Origin of the sequence: Aestuariivirga sp., assembly GCF_046294715.1 — a bacterium.
GTDB lineage: Bacteria > Pseudomonadota > Alphaproteobacteria > Rhizobiales > Aestuariivirgaceae > Aestuariivirga.
On record NZ_JBKBKI010000043.1, the window covers coordinates 1 to 23,298 of the forward strand.

Sequence of the window (23,298 nt, forward strand, 5' to 3'; positions counted from 1 at the left end):
GTCGATGAAGATGATGCAGGGCGCGTTCTTCTTGGCCTGCTCGAACATGTCGCGCACGCGCGAGGCGCCCACACCCACGAACATTTCCACGAAGTCGGAGCCCGAGATCGTGAAGAACGGAACGTTGGCCTCGCCGGCGATCGCGCGGGCGAGCAGCGTCTTGCCGGTGCCGGGCGGGCCGACGAGCAGCGCGCCCTTCGGGATCTTGCCGCCGAGGCGCTGGAACTTGTGCGGGTCCTTCAGGAAGTCGACGATTTCGACGAGATCGTCCTTGGCTTCCTCGACACCCGCCACGTCCTCGAAGGTCACGCGGCCGTGGCGCTCGGTGAGGAGCTTCGCCTTGGACTTGCCGAAGCCCATGGCCTTGCCTGAGCCCGCCTGCATCTGCCGGATGAAGAACACCCACACGCCGATCAGCAGAAGCATGGGCAGCCAGTAGATGAGCGCGCTGGTCAGCACCGAGTCCGTCTGTGCCGGGCGGAAGGTGATCTGCACGTTCTTCTCGCGCAGCTGGTTGATCTGGTCCTCGAAATAGACGAGCGGCCCCGTGGTCTGCACCGAGGAGCCGTCGGCAAGCTTGCCGGATATGGTTTCGCCCGAGATCACGATGGACTGGATGGCGCCGGAGTTCGCCCGGTCGAGGAAATCGGAGTAGCTGATCTCGGCGTTGGTGGTGCGTCCCACCTGGCCCTGGAACAGGCTGAACAGCGCGAAGAGCAAGAGCGCGATGACGATCCAGACGGCGAAGTTGCGGAATTGGTTCACGTGATCCCTCGAATCTGGCCGCCCGATCCGTCAGGGCCGCGCGGCAGGCCTGTCCCTACAATGCGCAATAACATAGGTTGGTGCCAAGACATTTCCAAGGACGGCTGCAGCGTAAAATTGTCGTTACGGACCGCAGAGCCTGAGGAAGACCGCCTTCACGCGGCCTTCCGCGCCCTCAGGCGGCTCGATCCACGGCATCGCCCGTCCGGCAAAGGCCGGAACGCCGGGGGGGAGTGGCTGCCCGCGGCCGCCCGCAGGCGTCACCAGCGAGCCCGGCGGGGCCTCCACCAGGAACCGGTTGTCCCACAGCGCTTCCCCGCTGTCAGGCACCTTGAGCGGCTCGGGCGCGATGCGCGCCGCCTCGCGCGTCACCCAGAAATCGTTCTTGCGGCGTCCGACGAGGGCGCCACCCAGGGTCCGCCGGCCCTTGCCCGCCGCCACCCACCGCGCCAGGCGCCGGAATTCCTCCGCCTCGGGCTCATGCCCCCCGCCGCCGTAATGTCCGATGACCAGCGCCAGCACCCGCTGCTGCAGGGCTTCCGGCAGGCCCAGGAACTGCCGGGCGGGGAGCTGGCAGACGCCCTGCTCCTCTTCCCTGAGCCACAGCCTCAGCCAGCGCCCCGCAGCCTGCTCGAGGAGCGCGCTGGTCCGCGCACCGGCTGCCGCCAGCCGGGCGAGCCGTTCCGGCGTGACGCCGGAGCGCGCCAGGGCGGGGAGCGATTGCCGGAGCCTCACCCGTTCGAAGCCCGCGTCTTCGTTGCTCGGGTCCTCGATCCAGCCCTGATCGAGAGATGAGAGATAGTCGCGCAGCGCCTGCCGCCGCACCGCGAGAAGCGGACGGAACAGGCGAACGCCGTCCCATTCCCCGTGCTGCGGAATCCCTGCGAGGCTGGCGGGGCTCGACGTCCGCATGAGCCGCATCAGCACGGTTTCCGCCTGGTCGTCCAGCGTGTGGCCGGTGAGCAGCAGGTCGGCCCCATGGCTCCTGCACCATTGCGCGAGAAGACCGTAGCGCGCGGCGCGTGCCTTCGCCTGGAGCCCCGTCCGCGGCTTCGGTCCCTCCCAGGAGAGGACGTGGTGGACAAGGCCGAGCTCCGCTGCCCACCGCCCCACCTCGAGCGCTTCGGCGGCGGATGCCGCACGCAGGCCATGGTCCACGGTCAGGACCGAAATCCGGAGATCGGGATGGCGGCCCCGCGCGAAATCATGGACGAGCCGCATCAGCGCGGTCGAATCCGACCCGCCGGAAACGGCGAGCGCCACGTGGCGCTCGCTCAGGAGAGGTGTGAAATCGGCGGGAAGGTCAGGAGCCGCAGCCGGCACGCTTCGCTTCGGCCTGGGCCCGCTTCCGGGCGTCGACCGCCTTCGGATATTCGGCGCTCACGGCCGCATAGGCAGCACAGGCCTGTTCGTCCTGCCCCAGCCGCTTCAGCGAAATGCCGAGCTTCAGAAGGCTTTCCGGAGCGCGGCGGCTCTTCGGGTACTTCTTGTAGCCCTGCAGGAAATTGGCCGCGGCGCGCTTGAAGTCGCTCTGGGCGTAGAATGTCTCGCCAAGCCAGTACTGCGCGCTGCCCGCGAGGCTGTGGTCCGGGTATTTCTGCAGGAAGGTCGAGAAGCCCGCCTCCGCGTCGCCGAACTGGCGGCGCAGCAGGCTCTCGTTCGAACGCTCGTAGAGCGACTCGGGCGACTCGCCCGAGGCCTCCGGGGCGAGCGCCACCGTTTCGATCGAGTCGCTGCTGCCGGAGCCGGCGCTCATGTTGCCCTGCTGGAAGACGATCTCGTCGCCGGGCTCCTGCTGGGAGGGCGGCACCAGCACCTTGCCCTGGAAGCCGCCGTCATTGGGCTGGGCGGCGGCATTGTCGAGCGCACCGAGCACCGTGGGGCCCGGCGCCCCGCCCGATTCGACGCCGGAGATGTCGGCTTCGGCGCCCTGCGGCGGCATGGGCAGTCCGCCGATCGGCTGCTGGTCGATGACCTCGATGTCGTTGCTGTCGGCGATGGGCTCGCCGGCCGAGGCGGCGGCGAGGCGCTTCTGCTGGCTCGGCTGCGGCGGCTCGGCGGCGGCCACCGCGGGCGCCTTCGGCTGCTGCAGCTGCTGGACGGCGCCGCTCTGTTGCGCAGCGCCTGCACCCGACTGGGCGCGCAGCTGCTTCACCTCGAAGGAAAGCTCCTGCACCTGGCCGGTGAGCTGGCGAACCTGCTCTTCCAGCTGTTGCATGCGCACTGCCATTTCGGAGGCGCTCTGGGCGGTGGCGGGCGACACGAGCACACCCAGCAGGGCGGCGGCGGCAACGGAGGACTTCACGTATTTCAGCATGATCTGCACCAACGGCCCTCTCGGGGGGCGGATTGTTCTTGTCGGCCTCGGGAGTGAACCGGAATCGCGGTGAAAATGAGGCTGAACCCCGGGCCTGGTGCGCAAGATCGGCAGCTGTGGCTACTTGGCACCACCCGTGATCACGGTCACCGCCCGCCGGTTCTGCGACCAGCACTGTTCGGCATCGCACAGCGCCGCCGGGCGTTCCTTGCCATAGGCGATGGAGGAGATGCGGTTGGCCGCCACCCCCTGCGAAATCAGGAATTCGCGCGCCGCGGTGGCGCGCCTCGCGGAAAGGGCGATGTTGTATTCGCGCGTGCCGCGCTCGTCGGCGTGGCCTTCCACCTGCACCGTCACCTTGCCGTACTTGTTCAGCCACTCGGCCTGGCGGCGCAGCGTTTCCTGGGCTTCGGGCGAAAGGGTGGACTTGTCTTCGAGGAAGAACACCCGGTCGCCCACGTTCACGGTGAAGTCCTGCTCGGAGCCCGGCACCGCCGCCGCCCCGGGGCCCGTTCCGGCATTGAGGTCCGGCGTGTTCTTCTTCGAGCAGGCGGCAAGCGCCAGGAAACATCCGAGCACCGCGACGGTCTTGAAGCTTGCCATACGAGAAATCATCCACCCACTCCTTTGCCGGCATTGCTGCCGCCGGCCGAAATGAAACCGTTCAAAGCCCCGCAGGCGGGGCTCGCCCACCGGGAATCCTGCCGCAACAGGGTTAACATTCCCTGACTTCGGCGCCTAAAGCCCCCTCCCCGGTTGCACCCGGGAAGGGGAGGACCACCTTGGGGAGGCTTAAGAGGTCTTGGCGCCGCCGGTGATCACCGTCACCGCGCGGCGGTTCTGCGACCAGCACTGCTCGGCATCGCACAGCGCCGCCGGGCGCTCCTTGCCATAGGCGATGGACGAGATGCGGCTCGCCGCCACGCCCTGCGCGATCAGGAATTCGCGCGCGGCGGTGGCGCGGCGGGCGGAGAGCGCGATGTTGTATTCGCGCGTGCCGCGCTCGTCGGCGTGGCCTTCCACCTGCACCATCACGGCGGGATACTTCTGCAGCCAGTCGGCCTGGCGGCGCAGCGTCTCCTGGGCTTCGGGCGTCAGCGTCGACTGGTCCTCGACGAAGAACACCCGGTCGCCCACGTTCACCGTGAAGTCCTGCTCGGAGCCCGGGATGGCCGCGGCGCCGGGCCCGGTGCCGGCGGCGAGATCGGTGTTCTTCTTGGAGCACGCGGCGAGCGCCAGCGCGCAGCAGAGAGCGGCCGCCATCTTGAAACTTGCACGTCTATTCATGTCAGTACTTCCCGTGTTGTCGTGGTCCTGAAGCGGCCTTCGCATCCCCTGCAACCGGCCGCCGCTTCGCGAGGCCCCCCGGCCCCGAATTGATTTGTCCGCCGCCCTCTCAGTTGAGTTTCGGCGACCAGGCCGGGTCGGAGCCGAAGCCCTCGACCGGCACGCGCTGTTCGTTGTAGCCGGTGATATCCACCGACCAGAGCTGCGGTCCGCCGTTCTCGCCCTGCGTGTCGCGGAAGAACATGAGCACGCGGCTGTTCGGCGCCCAGGTCGGGCCCTCGTTGTGGAAACCCTCGGTCAGGATGCGCTCGCCAGAGCCGTCGGGCTTCATCACGCCGATGGCGAACTTTCCGCCGCCCTGCTTGGTGAAGGCGATGTAGGCGCCGTCCGGCGACCAGACGGGGGTGGAATAGCGCCCCTGCCCGAAGCTGATGCGGTTCTGGTTCGAGCCGTCCGCGCTCATCACGTAGATCTGCTGCGTGCCGCCGCGGTCGGATTCGAAGGCGATCTGGCTGCCGTCCGGCGAATAGGAGGGCGCGGTGTTGATCGCCGCCACGTTGGTGAGCTGGCGCAGGCTGCGCGAGCGCAGGTCGAGCTCGAAGATGTTGGAGTTGCCGCCTTCCTGCAGGCTCATGATGACGCGCTGCCCGTCGGGCGAGAAGCGTGGCGCGAAGCTCATGTTGGGGAACTCGCCCACGATCTCGCGCTGGCGGGTGTCGATGTTCATGAGGTAGACGCGCGGCTCGCCGTTGCCGAAGGACATGTAGGTGATCTCGTTGGTCGATGGCGAGAAGCGCGGCGTCAGCACCAGGTCCTTGCCGTCCGACAGCGGGCGCACGTTGAAGCCGTCCTGGTCCATGATGGCGAGCCGCTTCACCCGCTGGTCCTTGGGCCCCGACTCCGAGACGAAGACCACGCGCGTGTCGAAATAGCCGTCGATGCCGGTCATCGCCTTGTAGATGATGTCGGAGATCATGTGGCCGATGCGGCGCGCGTTCTTCGGGCTGGTGGTGAACTGCTGCGCGGCGAGCTGCTGCTGGGTGTTGACGTCCCACAGCCGGAACTCGACGCGCATCTTGCCGCCGTCCAAGAACACCTGGCCGGTCACCAGCGCCTTGGCCTCGATCTGGCGCCAGCTGGCGAAGCTCGGCATCTGCTCGAAACTCGCGATCTGCTCGATGAAGGTGGCGGGGTCGAGCGGCGCGAAATAGCCCGAGCGCCCGAGATTGTTGGTGATCACGCCGGAAATCGTGGACCCGGATTCCTCCGCGCCCCCGCCCGCCAGGAACGGCGCGATGGCGATGGGCAGCGGATCGATGCGGCCGCCGGTGATGTCGATCTCGGTCTGCGCCTCGACCGCCCGGCTCAAGCCCATTACGGCGAGCAGAAGGAAGAGAACGGCGGCCATGCGGCGCATCTGATGGGAAGCGAAATCGCTGGAATTCATCTGTAGGTCATCGTCCGTTGGCCCGTCACTGCGTCGGGGTCGCATCCGCGAACATGTTGGGGTTGAAGTTCAGAACGAGATCCTTCCAGACGTCATATTGATCCTGCGGAAGGAAATCGTAGTTCTGGCAGCCGAGTATCGCGGCGACCGTCGAACGCGCGGTGGTCTCGAACAGGAAATCGCCCGGCCCGTTCATCACCTCCGGGTTGCCGGCGATGGAGCCGTCCTGGTTCATCTGTATACGGACTTTCACCGTGATGTTGCCCTCGCGCGCGCCGGGCGGGATCACCCAGCATTCGCGGATGCGCTGCACGAAGGCGGCGATCGTCGTGGCGGAGAGCGTCTCGTCCTTGCCCTGGAGGTCGCGCTCGCCCTGCGTGGGCTCGCCGTCGGTCAGCGCCTCGGAGGCGGTCGTCGTCTTTTCGTCGTTCTCCTTGTTGAGGAGCGCGTCGGTGTTGAGAAGTTCCTCGAGCTTTGCGACGTCGAGTTCCTTCGCCGGCTTCTTCTTCTCCGGCTTCTTCTCGGGCTTCTTTTCCGGCTTCTTCTCGGGCTTCGCCTCGGCCTTCTTCGGCTCCTCCTTCTTCGGCGGAGGCTCCTCCACCTTCTTCAGGAGATCGGCCATGGCGTCGGGGTCCGGCGGAGGGGGCTCCTCCTTCTTCGCCTCTTCCTTCTTCGGCTGCTCGGGCTTGGGCTCGGGCGGGGGCGGCGGCGGGGCCTTGGCCTCCTTGGCGGCGGTCTTCTCCTCTTCCGCCACCTTCAGCGTCTCGTCCGCCTTCTTGACGACGGCGGCCTTTTTCGGCGCCGGCTTCTCGACGGGCTTCGGCGCCTCCTTGGCGGTGGCCATCAGCCTGTTGGCATCGGCGATGTTGGAGATGTCGACGGTGATCGCCTCGACCGGCATCACGTCATGCCGGGGGTTCGGCAGAACCACCAGCGCTGCGGCGAGGATGGCCGCATGGATGCCAAGCGATGCTGCGAGGCTCCCCCTCATCGTCAGTTCTGGCCCTCTTCGGCCGCCGCAGGCTCAGGCGAGACGGCCGCCGCAGTACCGCCGCCCGGCAGCGTCTCGAGGCCGATCTTCTTGAAGCCGGCGCTGTTGATGGCGCCCAGCACCTCGGCGATCGGTCCATAGGTTGCGGCGAGATCGCCGCGCACGCGGATTTCCTTCTCGGGGTCGATGCCGTAGAGCGCCTGGAGCTTCTGGGTGAGCTGGTCCATGCTCATCGGCTCTTCCATGAGATAGATCGATCCGTCCGGGCGGATCGAGACGGAGAGCGGCTCGACCTGGCTGTTGAGCGGCTTGGCGTCGGTCTTGGGAAGGTCGATCGGAACGCCCACCGTCATCAGCGGCGCCGCCACCATGAAGACGATCAGCAGCACCAGCATCACGTCGACGAGCGGCGTCACGTTGATATCGCTCATCACACCGGAGGAGGACCGCCGCCTTGCGTTGCGCCGCTGGTAACCGCCCCTGGCACCCCCTGCTGAAGCACCCATCTGCTACACCCGTTCGTCAAGCTGTCGGGAAATGATCGCGGAGAATTCATCCGCGAAATTCTCGAGTCTGGCGCCAATCTTCCCCGCGTCCGAGGTGTACATATTGTAGAAGATTGTCGCCGGTATGGCGGCAACAAGGCCGATCGCCGTGGCGAACAGCGCTTCGGCGATGCCGGGCGCCACCACGTTGAGGCTGGTGTTCTGCGAGTTGGCGATGGCCTGGAACGACACCATGATGCCCCACACCGTGCCGAACAGCCCGATGAAGGGTGCGGCGGAGCCGGTGGTGGCGAGGAACAGGAGCCGCGCCTCGAGGTCGTGCATTTCCTTCTGGATCTGCACGTCCATCACCTTCTCGATGCGCTTCTGCACACCCTGGAAGCCCGCCCGCATGGCGGCGTCCTGGCTCCGCTTCCATTCCCGCATGGCGGCCATGAAGATCGCCGCGAGACCGACGTTGTTGCGGTTGCCCATGGAAAGGAACAGGTCCTCGAGCGACTGGCCGGACCAGAAATACTGCTCGAAACGGTCGTTGGCGGCATTCATCCGCCGCACCGCGAAGAATTTCTCGATGATGATCGCCCAGCTCCACACCGAGGCGAGCACGAGGCCCAGCATCACCAGCTTGACGACCCAGCTCGCCTGGACCACGAGATGCCAGAGCGAAATCTCGCCGCCCGGAGCCGCCGTCACCGCAAAAACGATCATCCTGTCCTTCCATCACCCCGCGAAAGCCCCTGTCCCGGACTTCCGCGCCCTGCGCCGCTCTATTGGAGAGGCGCCCGTGAAAACATGTCAAATCTGTCGAAACTGCGGCGATTCGGACCCTCGACCACAATCCACCCGCGCAGCCCTTCCGCCACCGGAAGTTCCACACCCCACATGTATCGATCATGGTTAAGGCTTTGTTACGATTGCCCTTCCCGAACACTCCGGAAGCGATTCGCCATGTCTTCGGGAAGTCTTTTCGGCCGGCCGCGGCCATCGACGAGGACCACCGTCACCTGAGCGCGGAAAAGAGTGTTGCCATTGAGCATCACCTGCTGGACCAGCTCCAGCCGGGCCCCCGCCATCTCCAAGAAGCGGGTCTCGATCTCGATGAGGTCATCGAGCCTCGCGGGTTTCAGGAAGTCGCAGCTCATGCGGCGGACGACGAAGGCGAGGTCCCGGAACTCCGACTGGCGGATGCCCATCAGCCTCAGGCAGTCCGAGCGGGCGCGCTCGCAGAAGCCGATGTAACGGGCGTGATAGACGACGCCGCCGGCATCGGTGTCCTCGTAGTAGACGCGGACGGGAAGCACGTGCACGGGCCCGCGGAAGCGGCCGGCAAGGTCCGGCCAGTCCTCAGCCATCGCTCTCGTCCAGCGGCAGAACCCCTTGTGTGATCTCCGGCCGCTGCGGCACGGCAAGCCCGAGGTGCCGGAAGGCATGCGGCGTGAGGAGCCGCCCGCGCGGCGTGCGGTTGAGGAAGCCCAGCTGCAGGAGATAGGGCTCGACGATGTCCTCGAGCGCGTCGCGTGCTTCCGAGAGCGAGGCGGCGATGGTGTCGATTCCCACCGGGCCGCCGCCGAAATTGAGCGCGATCGAGGAGAGGTAGCGGTGGTCGAGCGAATCGAGCCCCTTCGCATCGACGTCGAGGGCCGAGAGCGCCCGGTCCGCCAGCGTCTGGTCGATCACCGCGGCGCCCGCCACCGCCGCGAAATCCCGCACCCGGCGGAGCAGCCGTCCGGCGATTCGGGGCGTGCCGCGCGCCCGCCTGGCGATTTCGCGCGCTCCCGTCTCGGAAATCCCCATCTGCATGACGCGCGCCCCGCGCTTCACGATCTCGAGGAGCTCCGCCTCGGTGTAGAAGTCGAGCCGCACCGGAATGCCGAAACGGTCACGGAGCGGGGTGGTGAGAAGCCCGGTGCGGGTGGTGGCGCCCACCAGGGTGAACTTCGCGAGGTCGATCTTCACCGAGCGCGCGGCGGGTCCTTCGCCGATGATGAGGTCGAGCTGGAAATCCTCCATGGCGGGATAGAGCACTTCCTCGACCGCCGGGTTGAGGCGGTGGATCTCGTCGATGAACAGCACGTCGCGCTCCTCGAGATTGGTGAGGAGTGCCGCAAGGTCGCCCGCCTTGGCGATGATCGGGCCGGACGTGGCCTTGAAGTTGACGCCGAGCTCGCGCGACATGATCTGGGCGAGAGTCGTCTTGCCGAGCCCCGGCGGCCCGGCGAACAGCACATGGTCCAGCGCCTCGCCCCTGGCCTTTGCCGCCTCGATGAAGACGCGGAGGTTCTGCTTGGCCTTGGACTGGCCGATGAACTCCTCCAGCCGCTGCGGCCGGAGATGCGTGTCGATCGCATCCTCCGGCGTCTTCTCCCGGTTGCGGAGGGGCTCGCTCATGCCAGCGCCAGCTCCTTGAGCGCCAGCCGGATCAGTTTCTCCGTGGGCTGATCATCGCCCGCCTTCTTCATCGCGGCGGAGACCGCCGCCCCCGCCTGCGCCTGGCCGTAGCCGAGGTTGACGAGGGCCGAGACGGCGTCGGAGGCCGCCGTGGGCCGCGGCGCGTCGAGATCGGCGGCGAGCTTCGCCACGTCGGGGCCGAGAGGGGCGAAGGACGGCGCCTTGTCCTTGAGTTCGAGCACGATGCGCTCGGCCAGCTTCTTGCCGACGCCGTTGGCGCGCCCGATCATCGCCTTGTCCTGGAGTGCAATGGCGTTGCCGATCTCGGCGGTGGAGAGTGTCGAGAGGATGGCGAGCGCCACCTTGGTGCCCACCCCCTGCACCGACTGCAGCAGCCGGAACCATTCGCGCTCGGATATGGTGGCGAAGCCGACGAGGCGGATCATGTCCTGGGAGACGAGCATCTCGGTATGCACCTCGGCGAACTCGCCGGTGCCCGGAAGGGCGGAAAGAGTCTTCGACGAACAGGAGACGTGATAGCCCACGCCGTTGACGTCGATCACCAGCCAATCGGCGCCCGTGGCATCGATCCGGCCCTTGAGCTTTGCAATCATCTGAGCGCCCTTCTCGGAATCTTGCTAGAGCGGGAGAGGGAACAAGTCAAGAACGCGCCAGCACGTCCGCCAGCCGCTGCGAGCCGCGGTAATGGGCATGGCAGATCGCCACGGCCAGCGCATCGGTCGAATCCGCCGTGCGCAGCCGCGCCTTGGGAAGCAGCAGCTTCACCATGTGCTTCACCTGGTCCTTTTCGGCGTGCCCCGCCCCCACCACCGCCTTCTTCACCGTGTTCGGCGCATATTCGGCGACGGGGAGGTTGAGCATGGCGGGCGCCAGCATGAGGGCACCGCGCGCCTGCCCCAGCTTCAGCGTGGCGCGCGCATCGGTGTTGACGAAGGTCTCCTCCACCGCCGCCTCGTCCGGCTCGAACTCGCGGATCACGTCCATCAGTTGCGCGTGCAGCTGCAGCAGCCGCTCGGCCAGGGGCCGCTCGCCGTCCGAATGCAGCGCCCCGTCGGCCACATAGCTGAGCCTCGAGCCCTCCTGCGAAATGACGCCCCACCCGGTGTTGCGCAGCCCCGGATCGATGCCGATGATTCTGACCATCGGCCGAGCCTAGCACATCACGCGGCGTTGAGCTTCGCCATCACCTCTTCCGGGATGTCGGCGTTGGAGAACACCACCTGCACGTCGTCGTCCTCGTCGAGCGCGTCGACGAGCTTGAGCAGGCTTTCGGCCTTCTCCTGGTCGACGGGCGTCGTCGTCTGCGGCTTCCACGCCACCTTGACGGAGGTGGCCTCGCCGAAATTCTTTGCCAGCGCCGAGGAGACCTCCCCCAGCGATTCGAAGGCGCAGATGATGGTGTGGCCCTGCTCGTCCGAGGCGACGTCGTCGGCGCCGGCGTCGATCGCCGCTTCCAGCATGGCGTCCGCGGAAACCTTGTCGGCGGGATAGACGATTTCCCCCACCCGGGCGAACATGAAGGCCACCGAGCCCGACTCGCCGAGGTTCCCGCCATACTTGGTGAAGAGCGAGCGCACGTTGGAGGCGGTGCGGTTGCGGTTGTCGGTCAGCGCCTCGACGATGACGGCGACGCCGCCCGGCCCGTAGCCCTCGTAGCGCACCTGGTCGTAGTTCTCGGCGTCCCCGCCCTGGGCCTTCTTGATGGCGCGCTCGATGTTGTCCTTCGGCATGTTCTCGGCGCGGGCGTTCTGAATGGCGAGGCGCAGGCGCGCATTGGCGTCGGGATCGGGAAGCCCTGCCTTGGCGGCGACCGTGATCTCGCGCGCCAGCTTCGAGAAGATCTTGGAGCGCACCGCGTCCTGCTTGCCCTTGCGGTGCATGATGTTCTTGAATTGCGAATGGCCGGCCATGAAACCCCCGGGATCGGATGAATGCCCTCTGCGGGCCGCCTTATAGACGCGTGCGCCCGCCCGAAACAAGCCGCTTAACCGGGCCTTAAGCCTCCCGCCGCCAATCTCCGCGGGCTTTTGTGAGTATGCGGGAGTTCATGCGTATGACGGTGGGGTTCAAGCCAATCAACGAGCTGTGCTTTGCGGCGGAGGGCCTGTCGGGCACGGCGGCGGCGAGTTCGCTCAGGCGGCTCGGCAGCATCATGGAGCACGCCCCCTCGGGCCGGCTCTTCGGCGCCATCGCCACGCTTTCGGACATGTCCGCCCGCGCCGCCGAGGCGCTGGCGGAAGGAAGCCGCGCCCTGGAGCGCGCCGATGACCAGGCCGCCGCCAGGAGGATCGGCGAGGCGCTCGCCCAGATGGACGGGCTGGCCGCCCTCGCCGGGGAACCCGCGGCGCTCCGCGCGAAGAGGCCCCGCCGCCGCGCTTCCCGCTAGGCTAGGCCCTGACGCCCCTGAGCCGCTCCGAGCGGCGGCGCAGCATCTCCAGGATGATGAGCAGCGCGGATGAGATCAGCACCAGCACGGTGGCCGCCGCCGTGATGGTGGGCGAGATCATCTCGCGGATGCCGGAGAACATCTGAAGGGGAAGCGTGCGGTCCTCCGGGCTCGCCAGGAACAGCACGACGATCACCTCGTCGAAGGAGATGACGAAGGCGAAGAGCGCGCCCGAGATCATGCCGGGCAGGATCAGCGGCATCACCACCTTGAAGAACACCGTGTGGGGCGGCGCCCCGCAGGAGGCGCCCGCGCGCATCAGAGTCTTGTCGAAGCTCGCCAGCGTCGCCGTCACCGTGATCACCACGAATGGCGTGGCGAGTGCGGTGTGCGCCAGGATGATGCCGAGCCGCGTTCCGACCAGGTCGAGGCTCGCATAGAACTTGAACATGCCCACGGCCGAGATGATGACCGGCACGATCATGGGCGAGATCAGCACCGCCATCACCGTGGCCTTGGCCGGGAAGTTGGAACGGGCAAGCCCCAGCGCTGCCAGGGTGCCGAGCGCGGTCGCCAGCGCCGTGGTGGCGAGCGCCACGAGGAAGCTCACCTTCACCGCCCCCGTCCAGCGCGGATTGAAGAAGAAGTCCTCGTACCACTTCAGCGAATAGCCCGGCATCGGGTAGGTGAAGAAGCTTTCCGAATTGAAGGAGAGCGGCATCACCGCGAGGATCGGCGAGATGAGGAACAGCAGCACCAGCGCGACGAAGACGCGGAGCGCGTAATAGGCGATCGTCTCGCCGCGCGTGTAGTAGGAGGGAACCGCCATGGCGCTCAACCCAGCTTCATGCGGTCGATGCCGACCAGCTTGTTGTAGACGTAATAGAGGATCAGCGTCGCGACGAGCAGGATAACGCCCAGCGCCGAGGCCTTGCCCCAGTTGTTCTCGGCATTGATGGCCCGCTCGATGAAGCCCGAGATCATCTGGTCGGTCGGCCCGCCGACGAGGGTCGGCGTGATGTAGTAGCCGAGGCAGAGGATGAAGGTGAGAAGGCAGCCCGCCGCGACGCCGGGAAGCGTCTGCGGCATGTAGACCCTGAGAAAGGAATAGAAGGGGGTGCCGCCGAGCGATTTCGCCGCCCGCATGTAGTTGGGGGAGATGGTCTTCATCACCGAATAGATCGGCAGCAGCGTGAAGGGCAGCTGGATGTGCGTCATCGCCACCACGGTGGCGAAGCGCGTCTTGAACAGTTGCGGCTCGCCGTCCATGAGGCCCACGGCGTTCAGGAGCCAGGTGATGCCGGTGAGGTTGAGGAACTGAGCGAAGACGCCGCCGTCCTGCATCAGGATCATCCAGGCCGTGGTGCGCACGAGAAGCGAGGTCCAGAACGGCAGCAGCACGAAGATCATCAGCAGCGAGGCCGTCCTCTGCGGCGAGGTGGCGAGCAGATAGGCCACCGGATAGCCGAGGATCAGCGTCATCAGCGTCACGAGCAGCGATATGCCGAGCGTGCGGATGAGAATGTCCTTGTAGATGGCCCGGTCGGCGGGCACCTGCTCGATCGAGCCGTCCGCCCCCTGGCGGAGGTCGAGCATGGCGAGGATGTAGAAGGGCGTCCAGTCCGAGGAGGAGCGCTTGATGGTGGCCCAGGTGTCGGGGTTGGCCCACACCTTGTCCATGGCGATGATGGCTTCCTTGTAGGGGCCCTGTTCCAGCGCCGCGGCCTTGCGGCCCGTTGCGATCACCTTGGAGCGGATGCCGGAAATCTCGTAGTTGAGGCGCTTGCCGATGAGCGCAACCTGCTTCGTGCGGTGCGCCTCCGCGAGATCGGCGGCGAGTGCGGCGAAGGTCTCTTCGGAGGGCAGATCCTTGCCGTCCCACTGGCGCAGCGCCTCGATGGTGCGCGGCATGTTCTCGGCCACGTCGGGATCGTGGACGGAATTGTAGAGCATCACCAGGATAGGCACCACGAAGGAGAGCACGATGAAGGCGAAGAGCGGCAGCACGAGGCCGAGTGCCTTCAGCCTTTCGCGGCGCTCGGCGCGGGCGAGCGCCTGCTTGAGCGGTGTTCCGTCCGCGGCGCGCATCACGCCGTCAGCCGGGAGAGCTTGTGCCATGGACATCGGGGGTGGCGCCTCCGGGATGCGATGGAGCGAGAAACGAAGGCGGGGAGGAGGAAGCCCCCTCCCCGCCGCATCGGTGTCTTACTGGGCGAGCCAGGCGTTGAAGCGCTCGCGCAGCTCCTCGCCCTTGTCGGCCCAGAACTGCTGGTCGGCGAAGAACACCGTCTTCATGTTCTCCGGCGCCGAGGGCAGGTCCGGCAGCACGGCCGGATCGATCTCGGCGGTCGCGTCCTTGTTGGCCGGGCCGTAGGAGATGTACTTCGTCTGCTCGGCCTGCGGCTTCGGCTGCGAGGCGAAGGAGATGAAGCGGTATGCCGCATCGAGGCGCGGCGTGCCCTTCGGGATCGCCCACCAGTCATAATCCGGCGCCTGCCGGTCCCAGATGATCTTGAAGGGCTTCTTGTCCGTCTTGATGGCGGAGTAGAAGCGGCCGTTCCAGGACGAGGCGAACACCACCTGGCCGTCTGCCAGCAGCTGCGGGCCCTGGGCGCCCGACTCCCACCACACCACGTCCTTCTTGATGGTGTCGAGCTTCTTGAAGGCGCGCTCGACGCCCTCGTCCGTGTTGAGCACCTTGTAGACCTCTTCCGGTGGAACGCCGTCCGCCATCAGCGCCCATTCGAGATTGATGAAGGGGTTCTTCTGCAGCGCGCGCTTGCCGGGATACTTGGCGGTGTCGAACAGCGCCTCGAACAGATTGGCGGGCTCCTGCGTCTTCGAGGTGTCGTAGGCGACGACGGTCGAATAGAGGATGGTGGGCACCGCGCAGTCGGTGATGTCGGCGCCGATGAACTTCGAGCGGTCGAGGCCGAGCTTCGCCCAGTCGAGGGTTTCGAAGGTGCCTTCCGCACAGCCGGCCATCGCCGTCTGGGTGTCGACGTCGATCACGTCCCAGGTCACGGCGTTCGCCTCGATCATGGCGCGGATCTTGGCGATCTCGCCATTGTACTCGGCCTCGGTGATCTTGTTGCCGGCCGCGATGTAGGGCTCGAAATAGGCCTTGCGCTGGCTCTCCTGGTAGGCGCCGCCCCACGACGTGATGGTGAGCTCGTCGGCGGCCTGGGCCTTCACCGCCAAGAGCGCGGTGCCGGCCATCAGCGCGGCGCCGAACAATATCGAAATTTTCTTCATGCGAGTGCTTCCTCCTCTTGGGCCGGACGGGCCGGCCTTGACAGTTGCCGCGGGGAAGCTACATGTCCCGGCCTCGCGCTTTCCCGCGCGTGGCATGAGCCTGTTCCTCCCCGTTTTCTGACGCTTTTCCTGATCTGGCAGCGACCTTGCACCTCCGGAGAAATGCCTGCCCGATCAATCTTCTTGTAAGCGCTGTTCTGAATACTAATGGCTTTTTCAAAGCCGTCACTAGAGTTTTTTTACTGTCGGCGGATAGCTGACGTCATGATGTCGCGGGGGAGCGGCACCTCAGGGTGGGAATCGGTCCCATGCGGCAACCGAAGCTTGAGACAGCCGCCCGCCGACGCGGATGGGGGCGATCATCACCGCAAGTCCGCTCCGGTCATCCGTCTCGACGGCCACCCCGCAGAGCGTCGCCTCCCCCTCCGCCGGCCGCATCCGCTCCACCGGCAGCTTGCGCAGGAAGCGCTGCAGGGGCTCGGTCTTTTCCATGCCGATGACCGAGTCGTAGTCTCCGCTCATGCCGGCGTCCGAGAGATAGGCCGTGCCGCCGGGAAGGATCTGGTGGTCGGCGGTGGGCACGTGCGTGTGTGTGCCGGTGACGAGGCTGGCGCGCCCGTCGCAGAAATGGCCGAAGGCCATCTTCTCGGACGTGGCCTCGGCGTGGAAGTCGATCAGCACCGCGTCGCAGGCCTGGCCCATGGGGCATGCCTCGAGCTCGCGCTCGACCGCGGGGAACGGGTCGTCCAGCATCGGCTCCACCATCACCCGCCCCATCGCCTGCATCACCAGCACGCGCTTTCCCGAGGCCGTGTCGATGAGCGCCGCGCCGCGGCCCGGGCAGCCCTTCGGCCAGTTCACGGGCCGGATCAGGTTCGGGTGCCTCTCGATGAAGATCAGCGCCTCGCGCTGGTCGAAGGAATGGTTGCCGAGCGTCACAACGTCGGCGCCTGCCGCGAGGAAGCCGAGGAAGATTTCCTCCGTGATGCCGAAGCCATGCGCGGCGTTCTCGCCATTCAGCACCACGAGGTCCGGCGCGTAGCGCTCGCGCAGCAGCGGCAGCTCGCGCGCCACCGCCTCGCGGCCCGCCCGGCCCACAACGTCGCCCACGAAGATCAGGCGCACGGGAAGGTCTCCCGCTCCGTCATGACGAAGTCGAGAGGCGCGTCGAACGGGCCTCTCGGCACCTCTTCCACCATCTGCGCGTGATAGGCGACGCCGACCGCCACGATTTTCTTCAGTTTACGGAGCTTTTCCAGCGTCCTGTCGTAGAAGCCGCCGCCATAGCCGAGCCGGTAGCCTTGCCGGTCGAAGGCCAGCATCGGCACCAGCAGCACGTCGGGCAGCACCTCGGGCGCGCTCGCGTGGGGAATGGGGATGTCCCACATGCCGGGCAGCAGCTCATCGCCCGGCTTCCAGGCGCGGAACACCAGCGGCGCATCCGCCGCCACCACCACGGGAAGGCTCGTCACCCAACCCTCGCGGCCAAGCCGCTCCAGCAGCGGCAGCGTGGTGATCTCGCTCTTGTAGGGGATGAAACCGGAGACGATGCCCCGCGAAAGGTGCAGCCCCGGCGGCAGGCCGCGCGCCGCGAGTTCCATTCCCGCCGTGTCCTTCAGCCCGGCATGAGCTTCCGCCCTGCGCTTCGAGGCGGCGCTCCGCGCCATGCGCTTCTGATCGGCGATGTCCATGAAAACCCTTGGTAGATTTCGCAACGCAAGCGGCGAGCCACCATGGGCCGTGAGAATGACTAACGATCCCGGGTCCCTACAGTTGTAGGTGGGCGCCGTGTGGGCAAGGCCACGGCCAAGCCTAGGGACAGCTCCCATTCAGAATCGCATAGGCCCCAGGGAAAAAATGTCATCTCACGCACCGGGCAGCCCGCCACTGCCCTATTTAGGAGCGGCGAAGCCGTCTGTCCATGGATGAAGGCTCTAGCGGCCGAGCTGCTCCGCCAGCATCTCGAGCCGGCGCGAGGCGGCGAGGAGGCGCTCGCCGAACTGCGCCTCGACGGCCTGGGTCTCGGCCTGGGCGGCGATCCGCGCCTCGCGCAGGCCCGTCACCTGCTCCTCAAGCGACTGGATCTTCTGGATCGCCTCGGAGAGTCTGTCGGCCACCATGAGCCCTGCCATCACCAGCATGCGGATGTCGCCGACATTGCCCACGCTGGTCTTCACGCGCTGCACTTCGCTGTCGAGGAGTTGCGCAAGGTCGCGCAGATGCTCTTCCTCGCCCTCCGGGCACTGCATCGTGTAGGGCCGCCCATTCACCTGGACAATCACATGCGCCATGCCGCTACTCCGGCATGTTCGAGTGAAGCACGGCGCGGATGCGCGACATGGCGGCGTCGATCTTGCCGGCCGCATTCTTGCTGGTGTCGACGAGTTCGCCCGCCTTCGAGCGCACGAGGTCGAGCTCATGCGCGAGCCGCGTGCGGTCGCGCTTCAGGGTTTCGGCTTCGCTCTCCAGCTCCAGAATGCGCTTCTGGCCGTCGGCCTTGTGGCCAACCGCGTCCTCGATCAGCCGCAAGGCCTCCTCGAAGCGCCGGAACACTTCATCCAGCCTGTCAATGTCTGCCATTAAAGCCCCTGGTATGATTGCAGAAATTGCGACCCGCTACCATTTCGCACAATAGTCCGGACGGAACCCGAGCGCAACGCTCCTGAACGCCCGGCGGGGGCCCGGGGGGCGGCCATGGTTCCAATTGACTCCGGGGCGCAACCCGCTATCACCACCCGCAAATTTCAGCGCCACGCAAGGATCGAGCCGCCCGCCCATGACCCACCATTCGCCCGAACAGACCCGCGCCATGGCCAACGCCATCCGGGCGCTCAGCATGGATGCCGTGCAGAAGGCCAATTCCGGCCACCCGGGCCTGCCGATGGGTGCGGCCGACGTCGCCACCGTCCTCTTCACCCAGTTCCTGAAATTCGACGCGGCGGACCCGCACTGGCCCGACCGTGACCGCTTCATTCTCTCCGCCGGCCACGGCTCCATGCTCATGTATTCGCTGCTGCATCTCCTGGGCTACGCCGACATGAGCCTGGAAGACATCAGGAATTTCCGCCAGCTCGGATCGAAGACGGCGGGCCACCCGGAGTATGGCCACGCCACCGGCATCGAGACGACGACGGGGCCCCTGGGCCAGGGCATCGCCAACGCGGTGGGCTTCGCCATCGCCGAGCGCCACCTCAACGCCGAGTTCGGCGACGGCCTCGTCAGCCACAAGACCTATGTGCTGGCGGGCGACGGTTGCCTCATGGAGGGAATCAGCCAGGAGGCGATCACGCTGGCCGGCCATCTGAAACTGAAGAATCTCATCGTGCTGTGGGACGACAACGGCATCTCGATCGACGGCAAGGTCTCGATGACCGATTCGACCGACCAGCTCGCCCGGTTCGCCGCCTCCGGCTGGACCGTCTCGCGCTGCGACGGTCACAACCCTGTCGAGATCGCCGCCGCGCTTACCGCCGCCCAGTCCGCCGACAAGCCCGTGCTCATCGCCTGCAAGACGGTGATCGGCTACGGCGCGCCCACCAAGGCGGGAACCTCGGGCTCGCACGGCTCACCCCTGGGCCCCGAAGAGATCGCCGGGGCGCGCAAGGCGCTGGGCTGGGACTACGAGCCCTTCGTGGTGCCGAACGAGCTGACGGACGCCTGGCGCAAGGCCGGCGCCCGGGGTGCCGCGGACCGCGCCGCCTGGAACGCCCGCCTCGCCGCTTCCCCGAAGAAGGAGGAGTTCGCCCGCCGCGTTTCCGGCAAGCTCCCCGCCAATTTCGACGCGGTGATTGCCGGCTACAAGCAGGAACTCGCCAAGAACCCGCCAGCACTCGCCACCCGAAACGCCTCGCAGAACGCGCTCGACGTCATCAACGCGGCGCTGCCCGAGACCGTGGGCGGCTCGGCCGACCTCACCGGCTCCAACAACACCAAGTCGAAGGAGCTGAAGCCCCTCACCGCCGCCGATTACGGGGGCCGCTACGTCTACTACGGCATCCGCGAGCATGGCATGGCTGCGGCCATGAACGGTCTGGCGCTGCATGGCGGCGTCATCCCCTATGGCGGCACCTTCCTCGTCTTCACCGATTACTGCCGCCCCTCGATCCGCCTCTCGGCCCTCATGCAGCAGCGCGTCATCTACGTGATGACGCATGACTCGATCGGGCTCGGCGAGGACGGCCCCACCCACCAGCCGGTCGAACACCTCGCCGCGCTCCGCGTCATCCCCAACCTCGCCGTCTACCGGCCCTGCGACGCCGTCGAGACCGCCGAGTGCTGGCAGCTCGCCCTGAAGGACGAGACACGCCCCTCGGTGCTGGCCCTGACCCGGCAGAAGCTGAAGCCGGCGCGCATCGCCTATGCGGAAGAGAACCTCTGCGCGAAGGGCGCCTACGAGATCGCCTCTTCCGACAGGTCCTCCGAGGTGGTGATCTTCGCCTCGGGCTCGGAGGTCGAGATCGCCATTGCCGCCAAGGCGGCGCTCGATGATGCGGGCAAGCCCGCCCGCGTCGTCTCCGTGCCCTCGATGGAGCGCTTCGAGGCGCAAGATGCGGCCTACAAGGCGAAGGTGCTGGGCAGCGAGAAAACCCGCATCGCCATCGAAGCCGGTGTCCGCACCGGCTGGGACCGCTTCATTGGCGTCGATGGAACATTCATCGGCATGACGGGTTTCGGCGCATCGGGGCCTGCCGAGCTTCTCTACAAGCATTTCGGCATCACGGCCGAAGCCGTGGTAAAAGCTGCAGGCTGAGGGAGTAGACGCCATGCCCGCCTTCCGCACGCTCGACGACGCAGACCTTGACGGCAGGCGGGTGCTCTGCCGGGTGGACCTCAACGTGCCGGTGAGCGATGGTGTGGTGACGGACGCGACCCGCATCGAGCGCGTGGCCCCCACGCTGCGCGAAATCCTGAACAAGGGTGCAGCCCTGATCGTGCTCGCCCATTTCGACAGGCCGAAGGGCAAGGTCGTGCCGGCGATGTCGCTCCGCCCGGTGGCCGCCGCACTCGAGCAGCATCTCGGCCACAAGGTGCGCTTTGCGGAAACGGACTGGCAGCAGGCGCCGAAGCTCGACGTGAAGCCAGGCGACTGCGTGCTGATGGAGAACACGCGCTTTCATCCCGGCGAGGAGAAGAACGACGGGGGCTTCTCGAAGCTGCTCGCCTCGCTCGGCGACATCTACGTGAACGACGCCTTCTCGGCCGCCCACCGCGCCCATTCCTCGACCGAGGGCGTCGCCCATCTCCTGCCCTCCTATGCCGGCCGGGCGATGGAGGCGGAGCTGAAAGCCCTGCAGCAGGCGCTCGAAACGCCGAAGCGCCCGGTGATCGCCATCGTCGGCGGCGCCAAGGTCTCCACCAAGCTCGACCTCCTCGGCAACCTCGTGAAGAAGGTTGATGCGCTGGTGATCGGCGGCGCCATGGCCAATACCTTCCTGCTGGCGCAGGGTCACGCCGTGGGGAAGTCGCTGGCCGAGCGCGACCTTGTCGACACCGCCCGGCGCATTCTTCACCAGGCGGAGGACGCGAAATGCGCCGTCATCCTCCCCATCGACGGCATCGTGGCGAAGGAATTCAAGGCCGGCGCGGCCTCGCATGACTATGGCGTCGACGCCATCCCGACGGACGGCATCATCCTCGACGTCGGCCCCCTTTCCGCCGACCGCATCCGCGCCGCGATCGACGACGCGCACACGCTGGTCTGGAACGGGCCGCTCGGCGCCTTCGAGACGGCCCCCTTCGACGCCGCGACGGTGGCTGCCGCGCAGCACGCCGCGGCCCGCACCAGGGCGGGAAAGCTCGTCTCGGTAGCGGGCGGCGGCGACACGGTGGCCGCGCTCAACCATGCCGGCGTGGCCCATGATTTCACCTATGTTTCAACTGCCGGCGGCGCCTTCCTCGAATGGCTCGAGGGAAAGCCCCTGCCCGGCGTCAAGGCTCTGGAGGTAGCGAAATGAACATCGAGAAGCTGAACGGCATCGCCAACCGCATGGTGGCCCCCGGCAAGGGCATCCTCGCCGCCGACGAATCCACGGGCTCGATCACCAAGCGCTTCGAGTCGATCAAGCTTGAATCGACCGAGACCAACCGCCGCGACTACCGCGAGATGCTGTTCCGCTCGGCCGACGCGATGAAGAGCTACATTTCGGGCGTCATCCTCTTCGACGAGACGCTGCGCCAGAAGGCGGAGGACGGCACCGCCCTCGTCGACGTCATCAAGGCTTCGGGCGCCGTTCCCGGCATCAAGCTCGACAAGGGGCCGAAGCCGCTCCCCTTCTGCCCCGGCGAGACGGTGACGGAGGGCCTCGACGGGCTCGCCGAGCGCGTGGCCGAATATGTGAAGCTCGGCGCCGAATTCGCCAAGTGGCGCGCGGTGATCGACGTCAACGAGAAGATCCCGAGCTACAACGCCATCAATGCCAACGCCCATGCGCTCGCCCGCTATGCCGCGATCTGCCAGGCGGGCGGCATCGTGCCGATGGTGGAGCCCGAGGTGCTGATGGACGGTGCCCATGACATCGACCGCTGCGCGGAAGCCACCGAGTGGGCGCTCAAGGAAACCTTCCAGCAGCTCTATTACGCGGGCGTTCAGCTCGAGGGCATCATCCTGAAGCCCAACATGGTGATCGCCGGCAAGAAGAGCGCCAGGCAGGCGGGCCGCGAGGAAGTGGCGGAAAAGACGCTGAAGGTGCTGAAGCGCTGCGTGCCGGCCGCCGTGCCGGGCATCGCCTTCCTCTCGGGCGGCCAGTCCGGCGAGGATGCCACCGCTCATCTCCACCTCATGAACGCCGCGGGCCCGCTGCCCTGGAAGCTCACCTTTTCCTATGGCCGCGCGCTGCAGGCCGATGCGCTGAAGGCCTGGGGCGGCAAGCGCGAGAACGTGGCAGCGGGCCAGCGCGCCTTCGCCCACCGTGCGAAGATGAACGCGCTGGCGGCCTCGGGCCGCTGGAGCAGCGAACAGGAGAAGGCGGCCTGACGCCGCGCCTCTTCCTCGCCGCGCCGGAGAACGTGGCCCCCGCCCAGGTGCTGGACTGCCTCAGGGCCGCCTGCGCCGGGGGCGACGTGGCGAGCCTTCTCGTTCCCGCCGCCCTCGCCCGCGAGGTGACGCCGGTGGCACAGGGCCTCGGCGTCGCCGTCATCGTGGCGGGCGAGCCGCGCGACGCGGCACGGAGCGGGGCCGACGGCATCCAGCTCGATGCGGAGACGGAAGACCTCGCCACGGCCCGCGCCGCCCTCGGCAAGGAGCGCTTTCTCGGCGCCTATGCGGGAAGCTCGCGCCACCTCGCCATGGAGGCCGCCGAGGCCGGGGCGGACTATGTCGCCTTCGACCAGGCGGGGGCGAGCGTCGCGGGCGAGCCGATCGTGCGCTGGTGGTCGGAGGTGATGGAAATCCCCTGCGTCGCCTTCCGGCCGGTGGAGCCCGGCGATCTCGACATATTGCTGCCGCAGAAGCCGGACTTTATCCGCCCGTCCGACGCGATGTGGCAGGATGCCGAAACGGCCCGCCGCATCGTGACGGCGCTCACGCAACGTTTCGGAACTTCATGAAGCCAATCGCCGCCGCCCTCGCCCTGCTGCTCCTCGCCACGCCCGCGGGAGCGGCACCGATCGACGACGCCCGCGCCGCCTACGCGAAGGGCGACTATGCGCAGGCCTTCGCCGCCGCACAGGAACTCGCCAAGGCGGGCGACGCCAGGGCGATGACGCTGCTCGGCCTCATGTACCGCAAGGGCCGAGGCACGGCGGCGGACACCGACACCGCCATCACCTGGTTCACCGGCGCCGGCGAGAAGGGCGAGGCCGAAGCGCAGCTGGCGCTCGGGCTCATCTATCTCGACGAGCAGGGTGGCCGCTTCGACTATGACAAGGGCGCGAGCTGGCTTCGCCGCGCGGCCGAGGCGGGGCTTGCGGAAGCGCAGTTCAACATGGGCCTCCTCT

At 67.1% G+C, this 23,298-nt stretch carries 27 protein-coding genes and 1 other RNA gene; 6 read left to right on the forward strand and 22 right to left on the reverse strand.

Annotated features, from left to right (window positions below; all coding sequences use genetic code 11):
* The 14 genes from ACK4HL_RS18775 to ACK4HL_RS18840 all read right to left on the reverse strand — a co-directional run.
* The coding region (locus tag ACK4HL_RS18775) for an ATP-dependent metallopeptidase FtsH/Yme1/Tma family protein (protein WP_409763768.1) at positions 1-765 on the reverse strand (765 nt) is incomplete at its 3' end.
* Between the two features lie 123 nt (positions 766-888).
* Positions 889-2,088, reverse strand: a complete 1,200-nt coding sequence (tilS, locus tag ACK4HL_RS18780; protein WP_409763771.1) for a tRNA lysidine(34) synthetase TilS — start codon at positions 2,086-2,088, stop codon at positions 889-891.
* On the reverse strand, positions 2,069-3,082 hold the full coding sequence (ybgF, locus tag ACK4HL_RS18785) for a tol-pal system protein YbgF (protein ID WP_409763774.1): 1,014 nt from the start codon (positions 3,080-3,082) through the stop codon (positions 2,069-2,071). The genes tilS and ybgF overlap by 20 nt, the downstream gene beginning before the upstream one ends.
* A 120-nt stretch (positions 3,083-3,202) precedes the next feature.
* A complete protein-coding gene (gene pal, locus ACK4HL_RS18790; protein ID WP_409763846.1) occupies positions 3,203-3,694 on the reverse strand; it encodes a peptidoglycan-associated lipoprotein Pal in 492 nt (163 codons plus the stop codon).
* Between the two features lie 180 nt (positions 3,695-3,874).
* Positions 3,875-4,369 carry a peptidoglycan-associated lipoprotein Pal gene (gene pal, locus ACK4HL_RS18795; protein ID WP_409763777.1) on the reverse strand — a complete coding sequence of 165 codons (495 nt, stop codon included), beginning with the start codon at positions 4,367-4,369 and terminating at the stop codon, positions 3,875-3,877.
* 109 nt (positions 4,370-4,478) lie between these two features.
* Positions 4,479-5,816, reverse strand: a complete 1,338-nt coding sequence (gene tolB / locus ACK4HL_RS18800; RefSeq protein ID WP_409763780.1) for a Tol-Pal system beta propeller repeat protein TolB — start codon at positions 5,814-5,816, stop codon at positions 4,479-4,481.
* Positions 5,817-5,841: 25 nt separating this feature from the next.
* The gene (locus ACK4HL_RS18805; RefSeq protein ID WP_409763783.1) at positions 5,842-6,807 is read right to left on the reverse strand and encodes a hypothetical protein; all 966 of its coding nucleotides are present in this window, start codon (positions 6,805-6,807) and stop codon (positions 5,842-5,844) included.
* Between the two features lie 2 nt (positions 6,808-6,809).
* Entirely contained in the window at positions 6,810-7,313 is a 504-nt protein-coding gene (locus tag ACK4HL_RS18810) for an ExbD/TolR family protein (protein ID WP_409763786.1), read from the reverse strand.
* Between the two features lie 3 nt (positions 7,314-7,316).
* Positions 7,317-8,021, reverse strand: coding sequence for a protein TolQ (gene tolQ / locus ACK4HL_RS18815; protein WP_409763789.1), 705 nt, complete (start codon positions 8,019-8,021; stop codon positions 7,317-7,319).
* A gap of 200 nt (positions 8,022-8,221) precedes the next feature.
* On the reverse strand, positions 8,222-8,665 hold the full coding sequence (gene ybgC, locus ACK4HL_RS18820; RefSeq protein WP_409763792.1) for a tol-pal system-associated acyl-CoA thioesterase: 444 nt from the start codon (positions 8,663-8,665) through the stop codon (positions 8,222-8,224).
* Positions 8,658-9,701, reverse strand: coding sequence for a Holliday junction branch migration DNA helicase RuvB (gene ruvB / locus ACK4HL_RS18825; RefSeq protein ID WP_409763795.1), 1,044 nt, complete (start codon positions 9,699-9,701; stop codon positions 8,658-8,660). Before ruvB ends, ybgC begins: the two co-directional genes overlap by 8 nt.
* Positions 9,698-10,315: a Holliday junction branch migration protein RuvA gene (gene ruvA, locus ACK4HL_RS18830; RefSeq protein WP_409763798.1), complete on the reverse strand. Its 618-nt coding sequence runs from the start codon at positions 10,313-10,315 to the stop codon at positions 9,698-9,700. The genes ruvB and ruvA overlap by 4 nt, the downstream gene beginning before the upstream one ends.
* Before the next feature lie 46 nt (positions 10,316-10,361).
* Positions 10,362-10,865, reverse strand: a complete 504-nt coding sequence (gene ruvC, locus ACK4HL_RS18835; protein WP_409763801.1) for a crossover junction endodeoxyribonuclease RuvC — start codon at positions 10,863-10,865, stop codon at positions 10,362-10,364.
* A 17-nt stretch (positions 10,866-10,882) separates the two neighbouring features.
* A complete protein-coding gene (locus tag ACK4HL_RS18840) occupies positions 10,883-11,632 on the reverse strand; it encodes a YebC/PmpR family DNA-binding transcriptional regulator (protein WP_409763804.1) in 750 nt (249 codons plus the stop codon).
* 143 nt (positions 11,633-11,775) lie between these two features.
* Between ACK4HL_RS18840 and ACK4HL_RS18845 the strand changes: the two genes are divergently transcribed.
* Positions 11,776-12,108 (forward strand): hypothetical protein, encoded by a 333-nt coding sequence (locus ACK4HL_RS18845; protein WP_409763807.1) that lies wholly within the window; start codon positions 11,776-11,778, stop codon positions 12,106-12,108.
* A 1-nt stretch (position 12,109) separates the two neighbouring features.
* On the opposite strand, the gene ACK4HL_RS18850 is transcribed toward ACK4HL_RS18845, so the two are convergent.
* The 8 genes from ACK4HL_RS18850 to ACK4HL_RS18885 all read right to left on the reverse strand — a co-directional run bounded on the left by ACK4HL_RS18850 (position 12,110) and on the right by ACK4HL_RS18885 (position 17,943).
* Entirely contained in the window at positions 12,110-12,937 is an 828-nt protein-coding gene (locus ACK4HL_RS18850) for an ABC transporter permease (protein ID WP_409763810.1), read from the reverse strand.
* A 5-nt stretch (positions 12,938-12,942) separates the two neighbouring features.
* The gene (locus tag ACK4HL_RS18855; protein ID WP_409763813.1) at positions 12,943-14,226 is read right to left on the reverse strand and encodes an ABC transporter permease; all 1,284 of its coding nucleotides are present in this window, start codon (positions 14,224-14,226) and stop codon (positions 12,943-12,945) included.
* A gap of 87 nt (positions 14,227-14,313) precedes the next feature.
* Positions 14,314-15,363 carry an ABC transporter substrate-binding protein gene (locus tag ACK4HL_RS18860; protein ID WP_409763816.1) on the reverse strand — a complete coding sequence of 350 codons (1,050 nt, stop codon included), beginning with the start codon at positions 15,361-15,363 and terminating at the stop codon, positions 14,314-14,316.
* A gap of 288 nt (positions 15,364-15,651) precedes the next feature.
* Positions 15,652-16,488 (reverse strand): TIGR00282 family metallophosphoesterase, encoded by an 837-nt coding sequence (locus ACK4HL_RS18865; RefSeq protein ID WP_409763819.1) that lies wholly within the window; start codon positions 16,486-16,488, stop codon positions 15,652-15,654.
* On the reverse strand, positions 16,479-17,054 hold the full coding sequence (locus ACK4HL_RS18870; RefSeq protein WP_409763822.1) for a 5-formyltetrahydrofolate cyclo-ligase: 576 nt from the start codon (positions 17,052-17,054) through the stop codon (positions 16,479-16,481). Before ACK4HL_RS18870 ends, ACK4HL_RS18865 begins: the two co-directional genes overlap by 10 nt.
* Before the next feature lie 30 nt (positions 17,055-17,084).
* A non-coding RNA gene (gene ssrS / locus ACK4HL_RS18875) (6S RNA) lies at positions 17,085-17,249 on the reverse strand.
* Positions 17,250-17,297: 48 nt separating this feature from the next.
* Positions 17,298-17,654: a cell division protein ZapA gene (locus ACK4HL_RS18880; RefSeq protein WP_409763825.1), complete on the reverse strand. Its 357-nt coding sequence runs from the start codon at positions 17,652-17,654 to the stop codon at positions 17,298-17,300.
* Between the two features lie 4 nt (positions 17,655-17,658).
* On the reverse strand, positions 17,659-17,943 hold the full coding sequence (locus ACK4HL_RS18885; RefSeq protein WP_409763828.1) for a DUF4164 family protein: 285 nt from the start codon (positions 17,941-17,943) through the stop codon (positions 17,659-17,661).
* A gap of 196 nt (positions 17,944-18,139) precedes the next feature.
* On the opposite strand from ACK4HL_RS18885, the gene tkt reads away from it, so the two are divergent.
* The 5 genes from tkt to ACK4HL_RS18910 form a co-directional block, all read left to right on the forward strand.
* Entirely contained in the window at positions 18,140-20,113 is a 1,974-nt protein-coding gene (gene tkt, locus ACK4HL_RS18890) for a transketolase (RefSeq protein WP_409763831.1), read from the forward strand.
* Between the two features lie 13 nt (positions 20,114-20,126).
* A complete protein-coding gene (locus tag ACK4HL_RS18895) occupies positions 20,127-21,317 on the forward strand; it encodes a phosphoglycerate kinase (RefSeq protein WP_409763834.1) in 1,191 nt (396 codons plus the stop codon).
* Positions 21,314-22,336 carry a class I fructose-bisphosphate aldolase gene (locus tag ACK4HL_RS18900; RefSeq protein WP_409763837.1) on the forward strand — a complete coding sequence of 341 codons (1,023 nt, stop codon included), beginning with the start codon at positions 21,314-21,316 and terminating at the stop codon, positions 22,334-22,336. Before ACK4HL_RS18895 ends, ACK4HL_RS18900 begins: the two co-directional genes overlap by 4 nt.
* Positions 22,337-22,368: 32 nt before the next feature.
* Positions 22,369-22,908, forward strand: coding sequence for a thiamine phosphate synthase (locus ACK4HL_RS18905; RefSeq protein WP_409763840.1), 540 nt, complete (start codon positions 22,369-22,371; stop codon positions 22,906-22,908).
* Positions 22,905-23,298, forward strand: a 394-nt coding sequence (locus ACK4HL_RS18910; RefSeq protein ID WP_409763843.1) for a tetratricopeptide repeat protein, incomplete at its 3' end; no start/stop codon positions are given. The genes ACK4HL_RS18905 and ACK4HL_RS18910, both read left to right, overlap by 4 nt.

What these genes read in the sequence shown, in the direction of transcription:
- ybgF (WP_409763774.1), bottom strand. Translation starts at nt 3,082, where the DNA reads ATGCTGAAATACGTGAAGTCCTCCGTTGCCGCCGCCGCCCTGCTGGGT.
- pal (WP_409763777.1), bottom strand. Translation starts at nt 4,369, where the DNA reads ATGAATAGACGTGCAAGTTTCAAGATGGCGGCCGCTCTCTGCTGCGCG.
- tolB (WP_409763780.1), bottom strand. Translation starts at nt 5,816, where the DNA reads ATGAATTCCAGCGATTTCGCTTCCCATCAGATGCGCCGCATGGCCGCC.
- ACK4HL_RS18805 (WP_409763783.1), bottom strand. Translation starts at nt 6,807, where the DNA reads ATGAGGGGGAGCCTCGCAGCATCGCTTGGCATCCATGCGGCCATCCTC.
- ACK4HL_RS18810 (WP_409763786.1), bottom strand. Translation starts at nt 7,313, where the DNA reads ATGGGTGCTTCAGCAGGGGGTGCCAGGGGCGGTTACCAGCGGCGCAAC.
- tolQ (WP_409763789.1), bottom strand. Translation starts at nt 8,021, where the DNA reads ATGATCGTTTTTGCGGTGACGGCGGCTCCGGGCGGCGAGATTTCGCTC.
- ybgC (WP_409763792.1), bottom strand. Translation starts at nt 8,665, where the DNA reads ATGGCTGAGGACTGGCCGGACCTTGCCGGCCGCTTCCGCGGGCCCGTG.
- ruvB (WP_409763795.1), bottom strand. Translation starts at nt 9,701, where the DNA reads ATGAGCGAGCCCCTCCGCAACCGGGAGAAGACGCCGGAGGATGCGATC.
- ruvA (WP_409763798.1), bottom strand. Translation starts at nt 10,315, where the DNA reads ATGATTGCAAAGCTCAAGGGCCGGATCGATGCCACGGGCGCCGATTGG.
- ruvC (WP_409763801.1), bottom strand. Translation starts at nt 10,865, where the DNA reads ATGGTCAGAATCATCGGCATCGATCCGGGGCTGCGCAACACCGGGTGG.
- ACK4HL_RS18840 (WP_409763804.1), bottom strand. Translation starts at nt 11,632, where the DNA reads ATGGCCGGCCATTCGCAATTCAAGAACATCATGCACCGCAAGGGCAAG.
- ACK4HL_RS18845 (WP_409763807.1), top strand. Translation starts at nt 11,776, where the DNA reads ATGACGGTGGGGTTCAAGCCAATCAACGAGCTGTGCTTTGCGGCGGAG.
- ACK4HL_RS18850 (WP_409763810.1), bottom strand. Translation starts at nt 12,937, where the DNA reads ATGGCGGTTCCCTCCTACTACACGCGCGGCGAGACGATCGCCTATTAC.
- ACK4HL_RS18855 (WP_409763813.1), bottom strand. Translation starts at nt 14,226, where the DNA reads ATGGCACAAGCTCTCCCGGCTGACGGCGTGATGCGCGCCGCGGACGGA.
- ACK4HL_RS18860 (WP_409763816.1), bottom strand. Translation starts at nt 15,363, where the DNA reads ATGAAGAAAATTTCGATATTGTTCGGCGCCGCGCTGATGGCCGGCACC.
- ACK4HL_RS18870 (WP_409763822.1), bottom strand. Translation starts at nt 17,054, where the DNA reads ATGGACATCGCCGATCAGAAGCGCATGGCGCGGAGCGCCGCCTCGAAG.
- ACK4HL_RS18880 (WP_409763825.1), bottom strand. Translation starts at nt 17,654, where the DNA reads ATGGCGCATGTGATTGTCCAGGTGAATGGGCGGCCCTACACGATGCAG.
- ACK4HL_RS18885 (WP_409763828.1), bottom strand. Translation starts at nt 17,943, where the DNA reads ATGGCAGACATTGACAGGCTGGATGAAGTGTTCCGGCGCTTCGAGGAG.
- tkt (WP_409763831.1), top strand. Translation starts at nt 18,140, where the DNA reads ATGACCCACCATTCGCCCGAACAGACCCGCGCCATGGCCAACGCCATC.
- ACK4HL_RS18895 (WP_409763834.1), top strand. Translation starts at nt 20,127, where the DNA reads ATGCCCGCCTTCCGCACGCTCGACGACGCAGACCTTGACGGCAGGCGG.
- ACK4HL_RS18900 (WP_409763837.1), top strand. Translation starts at nt 21,314, where the DNA reads ATGAACATCGAGAAGCTGAACGGCATCGCCAACCGCATGGTGGCCCCC.